Consider the following 21,365-nt stretch of genomic DNA (forward strand, 5'->3'; position numbering starts at 1 on the left):
GATCGCAGACGTTCTACGCCCAGAGGAAGTTAACATGACTCAGCAAAATTTTGTCAGCCCCTTTATTACCCGGATTGAAGATGTCTATCAATTAAATAACGCGCTTCGTGAAGCCGGTTATCAATCCGTATTTGATGTTATCCGTGTACCGCGTAAACAATTTATTTCACAACATGCTGGGCAGTTCGGCGATAATACCGAGGCGGTGTATAAACTCGCCACCGGGTTCGCCACTCAAATCAGCCGCTTGTACCGTGAAAACGAATTGTCAAACAACGGCCAGCCCGTCAGTAATATCTCTACGGGGCTACAAGGGTTACAACAAAATGGCCCGACCTGGTTGGGATTGTTCAATGACGATTGGGCCTCATATTGCCTGAGCAGTTCACCTGAAGCCAATGACTCACCGGTCTCCTATCTCAGTTGGCTGTATAACCAGGCAATGACTTATGAAGGTGCAATGGGCACAGCATCCATTATCAAGCTGGCTACCCGTCGCCCGGATCTTTCCACCCTGCAACTGGATGATGATGCCATCAATCAGGTTATTCCGTCATTGCAATTGGTGAATGAGATTCTGGAAGACGTCATTGAGAATTCAATCAGTGGCGCAGACGTCCGTCAAAAACTGGCTGCTACCCGTTACTCTACTCTGCTGCCCTACAATTATTCGCACGATCAAACCAGGCTGGCGCTGGAAAACGGCAACGAATCGTTGCTGGATGTTATTTCCCAGGTAGATATCGCATGGCCCTATTTTATCCCATCTGCATTAGTTGCGGGTAACAGTGAAGATGCCAAAGAACTGGGAAGCGACTTGTCGGGTGAGCAGATGGTTATTTTGACCGAAGCGGATAATTCAACAGCCACAGATTTGACCGATTTTTATAAAGAGAACTTCGGTATTACCACGACGGATTATAGTGACCTGACTAAAATAGATATATTTACCAAAGCCACGGGTTTACCGGTACCGCAAGTTGAACAACTGTTGAGTGCCTCGGCGGGCGGCAGTCTGGCGATTCAATCGCAGAATTACTTGCCTACAGCGACTCCACCAGCCACGCCTATTGCCGTTGATCCCTCGGTATACGGTTCGGTGTTTGTAAATGATGGCGTAATGCCAGCAATAAGCATCACTGCTCCTCAGGCAATAGAGCAAGACGGTGGTAGTAATCCTGTAAAAAACCCATTTCAATATAGTCCGCTGTTATTTCCTCACCCAGTATCAACCACTAATCCCCCGGCAATTAAAGAGGGTCTATTCGGGCAAAGTCTTGCTCTTTATAATGTCGCCAATAGCTATGCTTATCTAGATCCAAATAGTGATGCGGTTGCTACAATGAATGGTGACAACAATGATTTCACTTTGGGGTTTTGGGTGAAATTTTCAGCGTTACCCGCTGATAATGATAATAAAATCCCCTTGTTTGCCAATTCTGATATTGCCGGTAGTGTCGGTACATTCTGTTGCGCATTGAAGGCCAATGGCAGTTTTTATTTGTCATGCCAAGATTCCGATGGAAAATGGAAAAATCTTACTACCTCCGATACATATTCGGTTAATACCTGGTATTACATTGCGTTATCCTGGACGAAGGAGACAAGACTTGCCACCCTCTATATGGGTAACAAAACAATCGGACTGTGGTATGTTGATCTTGATTTCACAACAGATAGTTCAGGTAATCCAGCCACTGGTTCTATGGCAACGGCAACAGATAAAGGATATACATGGGTATTCAATGACTCGGGTAATTGTGCATATTATGGAACCTCGCACCCGGTACCAACCATTCTCGTAGAAATGCAATATGATGATATTATCATTGCTTCGCGTCGCCTAACTTATTCTCAGATAGAAGCTATAGCTTATGCTGATGCTCCGGCAGTTGGCAGTAATTATGAGCACTATTATCCTCTTGATCAAGAAAACGTTTCGCTGGCTAATCTTTCCGACGTCCGCATGGATCGCATCAACCGTATGGTGCGTCTACAGCGCTGGCTGGAACTGCCTTATGATCAGGTGGATTTGTTGGCATTGTCGGCTATCCAGGCAGAAGGCACCACCGTTAATTCAACATTATCTTTGAATGACAATACATTACGTACACTCGGCGTATTCCGTCACTTCCAGGAAAAATACACGATCAATGCCTATCAGTTTGCCGCATTGATTAATCAAATCACCCCGTATGCCATTACGCCTAACGTACCGTTCTTCGATCAGCTATTTAATTCGCCGTCATTGTTTGAAACGCCGTTTACCATTACCAACAGCGACTTCGCTTATACCGATTTAACGGATACCAATGGGCGTATCGTCAAACAAATTTGTGCCGGGTTACAAATCAGCGAAGCACAATTCCTGGTGCTGGCAAAATTAATTGATACGAACAAAACTGGTAAATTGACTTGCTCTTTGGATATTGTCTCACGCTTCTACCGTCTGGTGATGCTGCCACGCTGGCTGGGGCTGTCGTTTACTGATGGCTTGTCGCTGCTGTCAACGATGGGTGATGGTAGCGCATTAAAAGCACTGGCCGCTGCGCCGGTTATTTCTGCACTGGATGCAAGCACCGGGCTACCGGCGGCAGGCGATATTCTGTCAATTCTGCTGGCCGCCAGTGATGCCGCTGACTGGCTGCAACAGCACGGTTTGTCGGCCAGTAAAACCTATGCCCTGTTGCAGGACGGCAGTAAAGCCAGCATTGCCACCAACGCTGAAGTTAACTTTATTAATGATATCAACCAGCAAATTCCGGCGTCGTTATTAACGGAAGAGATGTTTGATAATAGTGGAGTGCCGAATACTCTGATCTCAGATATAGCAGAGGATGTGCCAACAAGCAGTCTGCAATTCTCTAGTGAAGGCCCGACTATTACTGACCAGACCCCAGCCAGTAAAGGTATTCAACTGGATTCCCGCCAAGCCCAATATGCGAGTTTTTCTGATGAGATGAATAACACTGCCAATGGTGCCGGTCCCTGGACTATTGGTTTTTGGTTTACTGTTAAGCAAAGCCCTTATGTGGCAAATGTGCAAGCTCCCCTGATTTCCAGTGCTGCAATTGATGCAAATGGCGTTGCAAGTGGCGCGGGTATTTCTATAACGTTAGGTAACAGTTATGTATTAACAATTACGGTTACAGATGGCACAACGCCAATAACGACAACAGACACTCCATTGACATTCAGCGATACCGCGTTTTACTACCTGGCAATTATTTCAGATGGAGCTGGCACCCTTACTGTATATATCGGCATTCCAGGTGATAATCCTTCCGTTACATCAGTTTCATATTCGAGCGTTTCCTCTGGATGTTTGAATCTGCTCGCTGAAAATGTTTGGGCACTTGGCGAAGATGGAACATTATCATTTCACGCAAATAATCCAGCAACCAATGCTGTTCTACAATATAGCGATGTCACCGTCTGGGATAGCGCCCTGACGGAGGAAAATATCAGCGCGATAACTACAGCAAAAAATCCTGCCACAGAAACCATAACTGCAACTTACGTTGGCAACTATGGAGACAGCATCAGTTGGATGGGACAACTGATTAATTTGGTGGATAGCCATGGCCTGGTTACTGCCACCGCGACAACCTTTGATGACATCCAAAATGCGGTAACTACCGATATTGCTCTTCTAGATATTGACTACAACGTGATGCCAGAAAATCAGATCGTCGCAATACTCACCAGTCTGATCTACCAAGCCAAAGTATCACAATCGGGTATTGCCACCAGTGCGCTGGCCAAAGCGCTACAGGTCGATCACTCACTGCCCGCGTTCCTGCTGCCTTGGGCGGGTTCCAGCACTTACGATCTGCTCAGTCAGAGTTGGGCTCTCAGTCCGAGCGTTTTAGGCTCAAGCATCACCAACGAAACCATTCCAGCAAATTACCTGAAACTGCTCTACCAGGTGGCGCGCCGTGGAATAATCGCCACTCAGTTCGAGCTCTCACCGGCGATGCTGAGTCTGTATCTCGCTAACCCGACCTGGTTTGGCGTGCCAGATACCAGCATTAGCTTGCAGATGTTTTACGCGTTCAGTCGTTATAGCGACTGGCTGAAACTGACGCCGAAAGAAGATGCGGTACTGGCTTACCTGAGTTGGGTTAATTCATCAACGGCACCCACAGCGGATTCGGTTGCCAACGCGCTCGCTGCTCTTCTCCATTGGGAACCCTCTGAGGTTTCATTGGCTGCTGCTCATGCCGTCTCTGGCGGAATAGTGAAAACCGCAGGGCAAGTCGACATCATCATGCGCCTGCAAACGCTGTCTGCCAAAACCGGTATTTCAGTCGCACCGTTAATTAGCCTCGGCGGTTTGAGCACGGCATCGATATACACCGATTGGCAAAACACCGGGGAGTCGATCGTTGCCTCTCAGGCCAGTCTGGCTGCCGCGATTTCGGCACCGCTTAATCAACATTACAGAACCGGCCTGTTGTCTTACTATCTCGGGCAGTATGTCCCTACCCAGACCAGCATGGTGGATCTGGTCACTACGCCGGAAGATGTCTATGAATATCTGCTGATCGACCCGTTGGTTACCAATGATGTCACGACTTCACGCGTGGCGCAGGCCATATCGAGTATCCAGCAATATATCAACGGCATCGCTTTCAATATGGAGCCGGGGTATACCACCGCATCCCTGGATCTGACCTTATGGAAGGAGGGTGCCAGTCAATATGACATCTGGGCCGGTGAAATGGAGCTCGATACCTATCCCGAGGATTATATCGACCCGACATTGCGCAGCACTAAAACCACCTTCTTCAAAGATCTGGAAACCGTGCTTAACCAGAATCAGATTAATGATGATACGGCCAGCGACGCGGTACTGACCTACCTGAATGAATTTGAACAGGTCGCCAACCTGGAGGTGATTTCCGGATATATGGCGGGTACAGATCAAAACACCAGTATGTATTACTTTCTTGGCCGTACCCGTTCAGCGCCTTATACCTATTACTGGCGTTCGCTGGATATGAGTCAGAGTGACCCCACGACCCATGCGATTTCCGTGGGTGCCTGGTCAGAGTGGTTGGAAATAAAACTGCCGCTGAGTGATAACACATTAATCAGTACTGCGCGGCTGACGCTGTTCAATAACCGCTTATATATCGCCTGGTTTACCCGTAAAGTCACTGGCTACGATACCAGCAGAGATGTTGATATCGTATCAATTGATATCAACTTCTCCTGGTTATTACTCAACGGCACCTGGTCAACGCCGATGGTCGCACGGGATGTGACGGGTTATCTTGGTCAATACCCGGGCTTCGATGAAGTGGGGGCAATTCTCAATTCTATTGTTATGACCAATGTTTCTGGTGGCAATGAGACAATAACTTTCACTCTTGTCTCACAAACTGCTCCTGGTAATAAATCTGAAATAACGTTTGATTGCTGGTTAAATACAACATCAAGTCCAGGGTTGACCGTAGCAAATTATAACAGCAGTGCAGGACAACAATATATTCAGTACCAATATCTTGAAAAAGATCTGAGCACATATAACAGCATCGCCTCTGACGTGACAGATGCCTCGCTGGGTACACCGGAATATATCAAATTTGCCGACGTCAATATCCCATCCATTCGCCTTAATACCCTGTTTGCCAAGGAGTTGATTAACAAAGCCAGTATCAGTATCGGCAGTCTGCTCAGTTGGGGCACCCAGCAAACGCTGGAGCCCGCCCTGACAACTGGCGGTACACCGGTTGCCATGGACTTCAACGGCGCCAACGGCCTCTATTTCTGGGAGCTGTTTTTCCATATGCCGTATCTGGTCGCCTGGCGCCTCAACCAGGAACAGCAGTACGACGCGGCGCAGAAGTGGTTTGACTATATCTTTGACCCGGCCGCCATCAACCGCGGCACAGACTCAACGGGCACCGTCATTCCGAACTACTGGAGCGTACGCCCCCTGGTCGAAGGCTCACAGGATGAACCGCTCGGCGATGCGACCGATGCACCGTTCGATCCTGACGCCATTGCCACTGCCTATCCGAAACATTACCAGCGGGCGATCGTAATGGCCTATGTCAGCAACATCATTGATAACGCTGACAGCGACTACCGACTGCTGACCAATGACGGCCTCAGCGAAGCCAAACTGCGCTATTGCCAGGCCAAAGATCTGCTCGGTCCCCGCCCGGATGTGCAACTGGTGACCCAATGGAAGCCCGATACTCTGCCGAATATCGCCGCGGCAACCAATGTTTCCATGCGCCACTTTGAGCAGCAGTTGACGACGCAACTGCCCGCTTTCCGCGGCGAATCCTACGCTGCACAAAGCGTGGCCGATAACCCGAACTTTGTAGCACCGCTCAATAGCCAACTGCTCGGCTACTGGAACCTGCTGGACTCGCGGCTGTATAACCTGCGGCACAATCTGTCGATTGACGGTACGCCGATCAACGTGCCGCTGTATGCCGCGCCGATCAATCCAACGGTGCTCATGCAGCAGTCAGCGCAGGGCGGGTCACTGACCAATGCCGCGTCGTCATTTTCGTCCACCATACCGCCCTACCGTTTCCGCACGATGCTGCAAAGTGCCTACAGTGCGGTCAACGCCCTGAGCCAATATGGACAGACGCTGCTCAGTTATTACGAGCGTGGCGACAGCCTGTCTTTGCAGGAAATGCAGCAACAGCAAATGCTGGATATCTCCAACTTCACCATTACCTTGCAGCAAAACAATATCGACAGCCTGAAGGCCGATCAGGATGCGTTGCAGGCCAGCAAGGCTATGGCGCAGCAGCGTCGGGATCACTTCTCCCCACTGACAATTTCCAGTACAGAATCCGACGCCATGGACTTAATGACCACCGCGTCCAGCTTACAGTCGGCCGCCAGCCCATTACTCACTACGGGGGGCGCACTCAACATGGCGCCAAACCTCTTTGGTTTCAGTGATGGTGGTAGCGTTCTGGGTGCGGCACTGCTGGTATCTGGTATGTCGTTTGTATTGGCCGGGGATATTGAGGAGACCGTTGCACAACGGTTGGTGACTTCCGAAGGCTATCGCCGCCGTCAGGAAGAGTGGCAGATTCAAACCCAGCAGGCCCAGTCGGAAATGGACGTGATTGACGCACAATTGGCAACGCTGGCAACACGCCAGACCGCAGCGGTTACTGCACTGCAACAGGCGCAAGCGGACCAGGCCAACCTGCAGGCCACGCTGAGTTTCATGAAGTCCCGTTTCACCCAGGCGTCGCTGTATACCTGGCTGACCGGCCAGCTTTCCGCGCTCTACTATCAGGCTTATGACGCCGTCCTGTCGCTGTGCCTCAGTACCCAGGCCAGTTGGCAGTATGAGCTCGGGGATATCACCACCCAGTTCATCCAGACCAATGCCTGGAACGACAGCTATCACGGCCTGCTGGTCGGTGAAACGCTGGCCCTTAACCTGCACCAGATGGAATCTGCCTGGTTGAGCCGCAACCAGCGTCGGCTGGAAATCACCAAAACCGTGTCGCTGGCGTCTTTACTGGGCACCGATGACAAAACGGGTTTTCTAGCACAACTGGCTAGCGGCACGCTGACCTTCTCTCTCAGTGAAAGCCTGTTCGATGCCGGTTATCCCGGCCACTATTTGCGTCAGTTGAAATATATCACGCTGACATTACCGGCCTCGGTAGGACCCTATCAGCAAGTCAAGGTCATGCTGACGCAAAGCAGCAGTTCAACCCTGCTGAAAGCGGATATCGGCGGAGTGAAATACCTGAACGACAGCAACACGGGAAGTCCCACCTACGTCCTGCAAAATCCACGCGCCAACCAGCAGGCAGGGTTCTCGCATGGTGAAGATGACAACGGAATGTTCGTGCTCTCCTTTGGTGATGAACGCTATCTGCCGTTCGAAGGAACCGGGGCGGTGTCGAGTTGGGAATTGCGTTTCCCGAACTACACCTCCGACGCACAGAAGGCCATCATCGGGCAATTGGACGACATCATTGTTCTCGTGCATTACACCGCACTCAATGGCGGCGCGGCATTTGCCAGTCAGGTAAGCGCACTTATTAATCCAGTCACCGCATAATCAAAGCGCGCCACAGAAATGTGGCGCGCCGTAGGAGCCCTTTATGTCCGCTACCTTAGATAGCCAATTGAATCAGTCTTACCGTACTGCACTGCTGTCATATTATTTGGGTCAATACGCGCCCAAGACCGCGAGTATTAAAGATCTGGTCACTACGCCGGAAGATGTCTATGAATATCTGCTGATTGACCCGCTGGTTACCAATGATGTCACGACTTCACGCGTGGCGCAGGCCATATCGAGTATCCAGCAATATATCAACGGTATTTCGTTGAATATGGAGCCGGGATATACCACAGATAAACTCGATGTCGATCAGCTAACCCTGTGGAAGGAGGGTGCCAGTCAATATGACATCTGGGCCGGCGAAATGGAGCTCGATACCTATCCCGAGGATTATATCGACCCGACGCTGCGCAGCACCAAAACCACCTTCTTCAAAGATCTGGAAACCGTGCTTAACCAGAATCAGATCAATGATGATACGGCCAGCGACGCGGTACTGACCTACCTGAATGAATTTGAACAGGTCGCCAATCTGGAGATTATTTCCGGGTATATGGACGGGAAAGACCAAACCACCAGTATGTATCACTTTCTGGGCCGTACCCGTTCAGCACCTTATACCTATTACTGGCGTTCGCTGGATATGAGCCAGAGTGACCCTGCGACTTACGTCATTTCCGTGGGAGCCTGGTCTGAATGGCGGGAAATAACACTGCCGCTGAGTGATGACACGGTGGTGAGTACTGCACGTTTGGCAAGGTTCAATAACCGGCTCTACATCATGTGGGCTACCCGCAAAGCGGTGGGTAAGGATTCAACCAATACGTGGGACAATGTCGAAGTTGCCGTAAATCTTTCCTGGTTATTACTCAATGGTGGCTGGACGACACCGATGGTAATGAAAAGCTATAGCGAGATTGACGATAATAGCACTGACTTTACTGATGCCAGTACCGTGTTGGACACCTATTTTTCTGCTAATCCCACTAACAATCAGCTATACGCAACTGTTTTTTCGGATTCAACCACGACCACGGCAGTAAGTATTACGCTCGATAGTTGGCTAAATACGATTGCAACCGACCCAGGTGTAACCCTCAGCAAATATACGGGAAGTGGGCAAAGCATCATCCAGTGCCAATTACCTGAGAATGCCACCGACCAGCTCAACAGCATCGCCTCTGACGTGACAGATGCCTCGCTGGGTACACCGGAATATATCAAATTTTCCGACGGTACAACCCCATCCATTCGCCTTAATACCCTGTTTGCCAAGGAGTTGATTAACAAAGCCAGTATCAGCATCGGCAGTCTGCTCAGTTGGGGCACCCAGCAAACGCTGGAGCCCGCCCTGACCAGCGACGGTACGCCGGTTGCCATGGATTTCAACGGCGCCAACGGCCTCTATTTCTGGGAGCTGTTTTTCCATATGCCGTATCTGGTCGCCTGGCGCCTCAATCTGGAACAGCAGTACGATGCGGCGCAGAACTGGTTTGACTATATCTTTGATCCGGCCGCCATCAACCGCGGCACAGACTCAACGGGCACCGTCATTCCGAACTACTGGAGCGTACGCCCCCTGGTCGAAGGCTCACAGGATGAACCGTTCGGCGATGCGACCGATGCACCGTTTGATCCTGACGCCATTGCCACTGCCTATCCGAAACATTACCAGCGGGCGATCGTAATGGCCTATGTCAGCAACATCATTGATAACGCTGACAGCGACTACCGACTGCTGACCAATGACGGCCTCAGCGAAGCCAAACTGCGCTACTGCCAGGCCAAAGACCTGCTCGGACCCCGCCCGGATGTGCAACTGGTAACCCAGTGGAAGCCCGATACGCTGCCGAATATCGCCGCGGCAACCAATGTTTCCATGCGCCACTTTGAGCAGCAATTGACGACGCCACTGCCGGCTTTCCGCGGCACATTATCTGCCGCACAATCTGTGGTTGATAACCCGAACTTTGTGGCACCGCTCAATAGCCAACTGCTCGGCTACTGGAACCTGCTGGACTCGCGGCTGTACAACCTGCGGCACAATCTTTCGATTGACGGTACGCCGATCAACGTGCCGCTGTATGCCGCGCCGATCAATCCTACGGTGCTCATGCAGCAGTCGGCACAGGGCGGGTCACTGACCAATGCCGCGTCGTCATTTTCGTCCACCATACCGCCCTACCGTTTCCGCACGATGCTGCAAAGTGCCTACAGTGCGGTCAATACCCTGCGCCAATATGGGCAGACATTGCTCAGTTATTACGAGCGTGGCGACAGCCTGTCTTTGCAGGAAGTGGAGCAACAGCAAATGCTGGATATCTCCAACTTCACCATTACCTTGCAGCAAAACAATATCGACAGCCTGAAGGCCGATCAGGATGCGTTGCAAACCAGCAAGGCTATGGCGCAGCAGCGCTATGATCACTATTACGCGCTCTATAGCGAAAATGTCTCCAGTACCGAGCAAAAGGCGATGGATTTACTTACCGATGCCGGTTATGAAAGATCCGCCTCCGAACCCCTGCTGATCGTTGGTGGAACGCTGAATATGATGCCCACCCGGGCCGGTTTTACCGTCGGCGGTGTCGTGTGGGGTGCAGCGTTGTCCGCAGCGGGTGCGGCTTTGCAGGCTGCCTCAGACGCCGTAATGACCAGTGCACAACGTATGGATATCTCCGAAAGCTATCGCCGCCGCCGGGATGATTGGCGGATTGAGTACCAGCAGGCACAGTCAGAAATGACCACGATTGATAAACAGAGTGCCGCGTTGAACCCGCGCCTGACAGCGGCCAATACCGCGTTGCAGCAGGCTCAGGCAGATCAGGCCAACCTGCAGGCCACGCTGAGTTTCATGAAGTCCCGTTTCACCCAGGCGTCGCTGTATACCTGGCTGACCGGCCAGCTTTCCGCGCTCTACTACCAGGCCTATGACGCCGTCCTGTCGCTGTGCCTCAGCACCCAGGCCAGTTGGCAGTATGAGCTCGGGGGTATCACCACCCAGTTCATCCAGACCAATGCCTGGAACGACAGCTATCACGGCCTGCTGGTCGGTGACACGCTGGCCCTTAACCTGCACCAGATGGAGTCTGCCTGGTTGAGTCGCAACCAGCATCGGCTGGACATCACCAAAACCGTCTCGCTGGCGTCACTACTGGGCACCGATGCCAACACCGGTTTTGCCGTACAACTGGCCAGCGGCACGCTGAATTTTTCTCTCAGTGAAAGCCTGTTTGATGCCAGTTATCCCGGCCACTATCTGCGGCAAATCGCCACAGTTACCGTCTCTTTACCCACGTTGATCAACCCGAATCAGGACGTGATTGCCACCCTGACACAAACCAGCAGTTCAACCCTGCTGAAAGCGGATATGAATGGGGTGAAATACCTGAACGACAGCACAAAAGGCAATGCCAACAACATCCTGCAAAACCCGCGGGCCAACCAGCAAGTTGCCCTTTCGCTGGGGCTTAACGCCAGCGGGTTGTTTGAATTGAGTTTCGGCGATCCGCGTTATCTGCCTTTTGAAGGCACCGGTGCGGTCTCCAGTTGGCAACTGGCGTTCCCGAACCCGAAATCCGAGGAACAGACGGCACTCTTGGCCAACCTCAAAGACATCATTATCCAGGTGCACTACACGGCCCTGTATGGCGGTGCAAGTTTTGCAACAGCAGTAAGCGGTCTCTAATTATCTTAAACAACCATATCGGCAGCGATGTGGATCGCTGCCGAAGGAGAACACCATGTCCAATCTTGACAATCAATTGAACGAATCGTATCGCACCGCCCTGTTGTCTTATTATCTTGGGCAGTATGTCCCCAATAGCCAGGACACCACGCTTTCCACGTTGGTGACCACGCCGGAGGATGTGTACGAATATCTGTTGATCGACCCGCTGGTCAGCAATGAAGTGACGACCTCCCGCGTGGCGCAGGCGATGTCGAGTATTCAGCAATATATCAACGGTATTTCATTCAATATGGAGCCCGGCTATTCTACCAGTTACCTGGATCTGACCCAATGGAAGGCCGGTGCCAGCCAATATGACGTCTGGGCCGGGGAAGTGGAACTGGATACTTATCCGGAAGATTATCTCGACCCGACGCTGCGCAGCACCAAGACGACATTATTTACCGACATGGAAACGGTGCTGAACCAGAACCAGATTAATGCCGATACCGCGCAGAATACGGTAATGAATTACCTCAGTGAGTTTGAGGAGGTGGCGAATCTGGAAATCGTCAGCGGATATATGCATAACGAAGATAACACCACGCCGAATCAAACTACGGCCATGTACTATTTTCTTGGCCGCACCCGTTCGACACCCTATACCTATTATTGGCGCTCGCTGGATATGAGCCAGAACGTCAGTAATGTCGTTGCCCTGGGGGCCTGGAGTGAATGGAAGGAAATTACCTTGTCGCTGGCGCAAGACAATATTGTCGCGACCATCAGACCGGTGATTTATAATAACCGACTCTATATTTCCTGGTTTGAACGGGATACGGTTGGGATGGAGGGGGAAACGCAAGCGAGCCCGCAGTCAGGGACAGATATTATTCGCCTCAGCGCCTACATTGCCTATTTACGCTTTGATGACAGTTGGTCTTCTCCACAGTGTATCGATTCTATTTTAAGTAATGACTATACCCGGGTTATCGATCCATCCGGTGTGGTAACTGGAGGGATCATCCAATCAGAACTCTTCGGATCAAATGTAATAGATAAACTCTATAGTGTTGCCACCTATTATTATTCGGGTGATGCTAATAAAGAGATGCTCTATGTCTCTATATTTACAGAAAGCACAGTTGAAAACGTCCAGTATGACGCTTACGAAATAGGCATTAATAATTGGGGAGATAGAGCTTATTTTGGAACGACAATGTTAAATGCATATTACCCATCATATTCAGGGGGTAAGCAATTGGTTGTACAGTACGAATCAGGACATTCAACAGATACTGCCATCCAAGATGTGACTCCTGGAGAGACAGGTGGTGATAATAATGATTTTTTTCTAACTGAGATTGGTATACTGTATCCATTTAGCGTAACATTAGATAATAATGACACGGTTAATATATCAGTGAATATTCTTACTAATCAGGGATTCACTCGCTGTGGGACTTTTCATACCAATTTTTTTAGCGGGCCAAATTATACAGATTTCGCATTCAATGGGTCTTGGGACGTTTTCAGTTCTGATACAGAATCTAAAGTTAGGAATGATACCGCCCCCTCTAATATTCCTTTCACTCTTTATGATAAAAATAACAATGCGATATCTTATCCCTCCATTCAGTCAAGAGTATCATCCCCCTTTCCTTTAGATGACGGTGATACCTGTTGGATGAAGATAGATAATCCAGATTATAAAAGCGATGTAGCCCCCCTGACAGAGTTAACATTTTACCCAAATGAGGCTTGCGCTTATAATGGTGAGTGGGGCGTCGATTTAATAACTAAAGTAATATCAACATCAACCAGTTCGACTGATCAAACTTTCTCCTTTTCTGTTCCTGCGCCTCTTGACAATGGTGACTTGACCATTACCTACGGGGGGAATGTGATAGAAAATAACGCTACGACGGCAACGGCATGGCGTTCTTATACCATTACATTTGCTAGTGGAAGCCCAATTTATTCACCCACCATCACCACCATCGCCAATACCAACGGCCTCGGTACCGCGGAATATCTGCAATTTGACGGTTCCACTCTGGAGCCGATCCGCCTGAACACCCTGTTCGCCAAGGAGCTGATCAATAAAGCCAGCGTCAGTATTGATAACCTGCTGACCTGGGACACCCAGATGATGCAGGAGCCGTCATTAACTGACGCAAGCCAATCGGTGCCGATGGATTTCAACGGTGCCAATGGCCTCTATTTCTGGGAAATGTTCTTCCATATGCCTTATCTGGTGGCATGGCGGCTTAATCAGGAACAGCAATATGACGATGCGCAAACCTGGTTGAATTACATTTTTGACCCGTCAGCGCTGGCTCGCGGGACGGAAACAGACGGCACTGTCGTGGATTACTGGAATGTCCGTCCACTGGTTGAACTGCCGCAGGGGGAATCGCAGGCGGATGCCAATCAGGGGGCGACCGATCCGGATCTGATCGCCGTGGCCGATCCGACGCATTATCAGAAAGCCATCTTTATGGCCTATGTCGGCAATATTATCGACAATGCCGACAGCGACTATCGCCTGCTGACCAATGACGGGCTCAGTGAAGCCAAACTGCGTTACTGCCAGGCCAAAGACCTGCTCGGCCCGCGCCCGGATGTGCAATTGGTCAACCAGTGGAAACCGGATACCCTGGCTAACGTGGCAGGCACGACCAACGTGGCAATGCGCCAGTACGAGCAGCAGGTTGAAGATAACCTGGTTGCCGCTCCCGGCGTTTCCTATGCGGCCCAGACCGTGGGAGATAACCCGAACTTCCTTTCACCGCTCAATACCCAGTTGCTCAACTACTGGGATCTGATTGATTCGCGGCTGTATAACCTGCGGCATAACCTGTCGATTGATGGCACACCGATGACTATTCCACTCTATGCCGCGCCGGTTAACCCAACGGTATTGATGCAATCTGCGCAAAGTGGGTCACTCACCAGTTCGGCAGCGGTGCTTTCCGCCACCATTCCGCCTTGTCGCTTCAATACGATGTTGCACAGTACGCTCAACGCCGTCAATACCCTCTGCCAATATGGCCAGACGCTGCTCAGTTACTATGAGCGCGGCGACAACATGGCATTGCAGGAACAGCAGCAGCAGCAGATGCTGAATATCTCCAGTTTCAACGTCACCTTGCAACAAAACGCCATCGACAGCCTGAAAGCCGAGCAGACCGCCCTGCAAACCAGCCGCAACATGGCCGACCAGCGCTACAGCCATTACCTGAATCTGTACAACGAGAATATCTCAAGCTCTGAAAGTGAAGCCATGGATAAGATGACGGATTCAGGCCGGAATAAAACGGCGGGTAGCCCGTTAATCACGGCCGCTGGCGTAACGAATATGATACCGAATATTTTTGGTATGTCCGTTGGCGGCTCCGTCTGGGGTTCTGCGTTAACGGCTTCCGGCCTCGTACTGGAAATCTCGGCAGGGATCAGTCAAACCGACGCACAACGCATGAATACTTCAGAAGGGTATCGTCGTCGCCGTGAAGAGTGGCAGATCCAATACCAACAGGCGCAATCCGAAATGGCGGTGATCGATAAACAAGCTGATGCGCTGACGATCCGCCAGACAGCGGCGCAAAACGCGTTGCAGCAGGCCCAGGCTCAGCAGAGTGATTTGCAGACCAACCTCAGCTTTATGAAGAGCCGGTTTACCCAGGCTGCTCTGTATACCTGGCTGAACGGGCAACTGTCTGCGCTTTACTATCAGGCCTATGACGCGGTGCTTTCACTGTGCCTGAGTACCCAGGCCTGCTGGCAGTACGAGTTGGGCGACGTCACGACCCAGTTCATCCAGACGGGTGCCTGGAATGACAGCTATCACGGTCTGCTGGCGGGTGAAACCCTGCAACTCAGCCTGATCCAGATGGAGTCTGCCTGGTTGAGCCGCAACCAGCGCCGGTTTGAATTGACCAAATCCGTGTCGTTGAAAGCCCTCGACCCTACCTCTTTTACTGCGTTGATTTCCAGCGGAACGATCGCGTTCTCATTGTCTGAACATGCCTTTGATGAGGATTATCCCGGCCACTATCTGCGCCAGATCAAAGCCGTGACGGTGACATTGCCAACGCTGGTGGGTGCCTATCAGGACATCGCTGCGACCCTGACCCAGAGCAGCAGTTCCACCCTGCTGAAGGCAGATATGGAAGGGGTGACCTACCTGAACGACAGCACAAAAGGAAAATCCACCAACATTCTGGTTAACCCCCGGGCTTCGCAGCAGATCACCCTGTCAAGCGGCATAAATGACAGCGGTCTGTTCGAACTTAATTTCGGTGACGAACGTTATCTGCCGTTTGAGGGCACCGGCGCGATTTCAACCTGGCAGTTGGACTTCCCGTTCGATACTGACGATCACAAGGCGATCCTCAACAACCTCAATGACGTGATTGTCACTATCTACTACACCGCCCTGTACGGTGGCAGCAGCTTTGAATCGGACGTAATCACCACATTGGCCTAACCCTTTTATTTTTATCAGCCCCGGCGGTAGCGTCGGGGCAGGAGATGTAACATGAAACAAAGCTCTCAATCCTCGGTCAACTTCACTGCACCCTCTCTGCCAAAAGGCGGCGGCGCAATTCAAGGGATGGGGGAATCGGTTGGACAGGCGGGTCCTACCGGTATGTCAAGCATGAGCCTGCCACTGCCGATTTCCGCCGGGCGCGGCGTTGCCCCTTCGCTCGGACTCAACTATAGCAGTGGCGGCGGCAACGGTGTTTTCGGCCTCGGTTGGTACTGTGGCACGATGTCGATAAGCAGGCGCACCAGCCACGGCGTGCCTAAATATGATAATAATGATGAATTCCTTGGCCCTGACGGAGAAGTGCTGGTTATGGTCACCCCCACCTCTGCCGAGCCCAATCCGGTTATGGGCTGCAATACCTATGGCACTAAAGGTCTCGGTGATACCTACACCGTCACGCGTTACATGCCGCGCATTGAAGGCGGTTTCAACCGGCTGGAATATTGGCTTGGCGCGAAAGGCGGTGATTTCTGGCTGTTGCACGGCAATGACGGCACCTTGCATATGCTGGGCAAAACCAGCAATGCAAAATTGGCCGATCCACTGGATACCACGCATACTGCCGTCTGGATGTTGGAAGAGTCCGTAACGCCGACCGGTGAGCATATTTACTACCAATACACGCCAGAGAATGGGGATAATTTAGGGGATGGGGATACCGGTCGCGATCAGTCAGCCAAACGTTATCTCACGGCGGTGCAATACGGTAATGCGGCCTATGCGGCCGATCTCTATCTGTGGGATGACACGCCAGCGTTCCCAATCTGGTATTTTACGCTGATTTTTGACTATGGCGAACGCGGCGTCGAAGAGACGCCCCCCCCACCGTTTATTGCCACCGACACATGGTCACGGCGCGCAGATCCGTTCTCCAGCTACGCCTATGGTTTTGAGGTCCGCACCTATCGGTTATGTCGGCAGGTGTTGATGTTCCATAATTTTCCTGATGAACTCACCGATGACAATACGCTGGTCGCCAGACTGCTGCTTGAATACGACGAGACCGCTACGCTCACCACGCTGACCTCGGCCAAACATGTCGCCTACGAGCCTGACGCCAGCGATACCTTGCAAGAAATGCCCCCGCTTGACATCGGCTACAGCCCGTTTGCGTTAAACGAGAGCAGTACCTGGCAGACGATGGACCCAATGTCGGGCCTGAATGACGGGCAACGCTACCAACTGATTGATCTCTATGGCGAAGGCTTACCCGGCATCTTGTATCGTACCGGCAATCAATGGCGCTATCGCTCGCCCATCAGGGATGTCACGAAGGGGGGCGACGCCGTCACTTACAGCGACTGGGAGATTCTCGCGCAGGTTCCCGCCATGCAGGGCGTGCGCAGTATGCTGATGGATATAACGGGCGACGGGCATCTGGACTGGCTGGTTACCCAGCCGGGAATGTCAGGCTTCTTTACCCTCAATTCAGATAAAAGCTGGGGAAATTTCACCCCATTCAGCGCCCTGCCTACCGAGTTTTTCCATCCCCAGGCGCAGTTTGCCCAATTGATGGGCAGCGGTCTGGCGGATCTGGCGATGATTGGCCCGAAAAGTGTCAGGGTCTACGCCAATCAGGGCACAGGTTTCAGCATGGGGCTGGATGTCGATCAGGCTGATGACATTATTCTGCCGGTAGCAGGTCGCGATGCAAGGGAACTGGTCGCATTTGCCGACATATTGGGTTCAGGCCAGGCGCATCTGGTGAAAGTTCGTTACAATAGCGTGACCTGCTGGCCAAACCTCGGTAATGGCAAGTTCGGTTCACCGATCGATATTCCTTTACCTGCCGATATTGATACGCAGACGGCATTCAATCCTGACCAGCTGTTTTTCGCTGACATTGACGGTTCCGGCACCGTGGATCTGCTGTATGCAACAAAAAGCAGTATCGCGATTTATCAGAACCAGTCAGGCAACAGCTTCACTAAATTGACGGATCTCGATCTGCCGGCTGGCGTGACGTATGACCGGTTATGCCAGATCACCCTGGCGGATGTACAGGGCAACGGCACCTCAAATCTGGTTCTGAGCGTGCCCTACATGACCCCTGCGCACTATATTTATTCATTCAGCGCCGACAAACCCTATCTGCTCAATACTGTCAGCAACAATTTAGGGGCCACCCACCAGCTCAGTTACCGCAGTTCTGCACAGGAGTGGCTGGATGAAAAAAGTGCCAATGCAGAGGCGATCCCGGCATTGCCTTTCGCCATGCATCTGTTGACCCAAACGGTCACCACGGATGAAATTACAGGCAACACCCTGAGCCAAAGCTATCTGTATCGTGCCGGGGTATACGACGGCAAAGAGCGTGAGTTCCGTGGCTTTGGCTATGTTGAATCACAAGACACCAACCATGAGGCCGTTGGCAGTGTGGGCACTCCGCTTGCCGCAGCCTCGTTGACTAAAAGCTGGTTCCACTGTGGCCGTGAAGGGGATGAAAGCGCACTGTTTGGCACGCCATTCGCGTTGGATTCTGCAGCCTACACACTCCAGTCGACCTTCTTGTCCACCTATGACACCACGACAGGGATGGATGTCGCCATTGATCCACTGAGCGATACCGACAAGTGGTGGATGTATCGATCGTTAAAAGGCGCGACGCTACGCAGCGAACTCTATGGTCTGGATGATACAAGTGATTCAACAGATGAAGGGTTGCCGTACAGTTGCAGTTATAACCGCATGCATGTACGACTGGTGCAGGCTGGCTCCACCACAGTACTGCCTGTTGTGATGTCAGATGTGCTGGAACAAATTAGCTACAATTATGAACGCGTTAGCGTTGTACCCGCGCCGACGGAGCCGCATGAACTGACGGCGACGACAGGCTTTGATCCTCTCATTGCCCATCAGGTCACGTTGCAGAAAGATCAGTATGGCGCTGGGCTATGGAGTGTTGCTGTCGCCTACCCTCGCCGTCAGGGTCAAACGCTCGATCCTTGCCCAGAAAATCTGCCATCAACCAGTTGGGCAAGTAGCTACGACGATCAACAGAATGTGGTGCGTATCTATGAAAGCCTGGCGAGCGTGATACATCTCGATGAACCGCAAGGCTGGCGTCTCGGGTTACCCGATCAGCAGCGGGCAAATCAGTTGGTCCTTGATTCGATCCCTACAGGTGGCATCAGTTATGAAAGTTTGATCGATCCCAATGGTCCGTTAAGTTCAACGGCAACCCGCTATTTCGCCGGACAGAGTGAAGTGGTTTATCAGCCTACGCCACCCAATCTGCTGGCGTTGGTTGATCACACTTGCAGTGCGGTGCTGGATGCCCCTTCCCTGGAGGCTTATAAAGATATTACGATCCCTACTGACTATGCCTTTGACCAGATCGGTTACGTAAAGAGTAGCTATGTGCTTGAAAAAGCAGCCACCTCGGGTGACCTGTGGAGTGTTGAAAGTGGTTTCACCACCTACGCAGATGAGTCACAATTCTTCCGTCCACTCACCATGCAAAATACGAAGCTAACGGGTGTAACAACCGTCACCTATGACAGCTATACGATCGGTGTACTGACACAAACCGATGCTGTGGGGAATAAAATCTCGGCTGTTTATGACTACCGTTTCCTCGCGCCGTGGCAAGTGGTGGATATCAATGGCAACACCTCAGAAGTTCAATTGGATGCGTTGGGTCGCGCAGTAGGCAGTAGTTTTTATGGTACAGAGAATGGCGTTGCCGTTGGGTTTAACCCCGTGAGTGATTACCCGGTGTCACCGTCATTGACCGTTGCTGATGCAATTACCTCCGCAGTGGCCGTCGATTACAAACAATACATTGCCGCAATCAACATTACTGACCTCTTCAGTTGGATGGGTCAGGTAAGCCCGGAGCAACTGAGTAGCCAGAAAAAGGTGGCAACCGAACTTTGGCAGCTATTGATTGATCACCGCATGATTACCCCTTCGGGATATATCCGCGCCGCTGGCCGCAATTGGGCACGGGATCCTGAAAGCAATCTTGCGATCAATCCTGAACTGGCACCCTTGCTGGCAGATACGGGAGGTATGCCAGTCAATGCCGTTTCCCTGGTGGCCGATAATTATCCAGATCCAAACGTTGCTCAGCAGACGCATATCAGCGTCAGCTACAGCGACGGTTTTGGCCGGGTATTGCAGCAATGTGCCAGGGTGGCTGCGGGACCTAACCAGTTTAGCCGCAACAGCAGCGGTAATGTCACGCCTGACACCAGCAATGTTGATCCACGCTGGGCGGTCTCAGGTCGCGTTGAGTATGATAATAAAGGTCAGGTGGTTCGCGCTTACCAACCTTTCTTTGTTAATGATTGGCAGTATGTAATTGACAGTTCCCTGGTTACCAACGGCTACAGCGATACAAATTACTATGATGCCCTGGGACGCAACACGCATACCGTCACTGCCTTAATGAATCCTGATAGAAATCAAGGTTATGTCCGCAGAATGACGTATTACCCCTGGTTTACGGTCGCAGAAGATGAGAACGATACCATCGGTATCGAAGATCTGACCCTCGCGGCTAAAAACATTATGCCAGGTTCCACAACCAGGCATTAAAATCAGTTCGCGCAGTCAAACACGAAGGCCACAGAAAAAGTCTGTGGCCTTTTTAATATAACTGAAACACGATAAAGGTTATTCTTGACATATAATTAACATCAATATACAAGGAAGATATATTCATATTAAATATGAGCATTTCCTTATTCATAGTTTAAAATTATTGCTATCACTCTATTACAACGCACCTGAATTATTTATCCTATAGTGATTACGTTCAATCAACGTTAGGATAAATAACATGTTTAAGAAAGTATTATTAGTTGCCATTATTGCAGGTTCTGCCCTGACTTCCGTAGCACAAGCGGCCGATCAACAAGCAGAGCAGGCAAAAGCCAACTTTGAAAAAACGATGGTTAAACCTTGTGAAGGCAAAAAAGCGGGTGATCAGGTGACTGTTGTAACTCGCAAAGGAATGTCAGTTTTAGCGACGTGCAAATTAACTGCCATTGTTGATGTGAAATAGTTTTACTGTTAAAAGCCATCCAAAATCTATTTTTGGATGGCTTTACGATATATGACAAATAGCA

5 protein-coding genes are annotated in these 21,365 nt (G+C 51.1%); all 5 read left to right on the forward strand.

Translation table 11 applies throughout. The features are described 5' to 3' along the window. Nucleotides 1-34 precede the first annotated feature (34 nt). The 5 genes from DRI82_RS10790 to DRI82_RS10810 all read left to right on the forward strand — a co-directional run bounded on the left by DRI82_RS10790 (nucleotide 35) and on the right by DRI82_RS10810 (nucleotide 21,301). On the forward strand, nucleotides 35-8,062 hold the full coding sequence (locus DRI82_RS10790) for a Tc toxin subunit A-related protein (RefSeq protein ID WP_114193504.1): 8,028 nt from the start codon (nucleotides 35-37) through the stop codon (nucleotides 8,060-8,062). 43 nt (nucleotides 8,063-8,105) lie between these two features. After that, nucleotides 8,106-11,756 carry a Tc toxin subunit A-related protein gene (locus tag DRI82_RS10795; RefSeq protein WP_114193505.1) on the forward strand — a complete coding sequence of 1,217 codons (3,651 nt, stop codon included), beginning with the start codon at nucleotides 8,106-8,108 and terminating at the stop codon, nucleotides 11,754-11,756. Between the two features lie 55 nt (nucleotides 11,757-11,811). After that, complete coding sequence (locus DRI82_RS10800; RefSeq protein ID WP_114193506.1) at nucleotides 11,812-16,227, forward strand: Tc toxin subunit A-related protein; 4,416 nt, start codon at nucleotides 11,812-11,814, stop codon at nucleotides 16,225-16,227. A gap of 51 nt (nucleotides 16,228-16,278) precedes the next feature. Next, entirely contained in the window at nucleotides 16,279-20,832 is a 4,554-nt protein-coding gene (locus DRI82_RS24525) for a SpvB/TcaC N-terminal domain-containing protein (protein ID WP_281269775.1), read from the forward strand. Between the two features lie 244 nt (nucleotides 20,833-21,076). Further along, entirely contained in the window at nucleotides 21,077-21,301 is a 225-nt protein-coding gene (locus tag DRI82_RS10810) for a hypothetical protein (RefSeq protein WP_114193507.1), read from the forward strand. Nucleotides 21,302-21,365 lie beyond the last annotated feature (64 nt).

Origin of the sequence: Edaphovirga cremea (assembly GCF_003332275.1) — a bacterium.
GTDB classification, from domain to species: domain Bacteria; phylum Pseudomonadota; class Gammaproteobacteria; order Enterobacterales; family Enterobacteriaceae; genus Edaphovirga; species Edaphovirga cremea.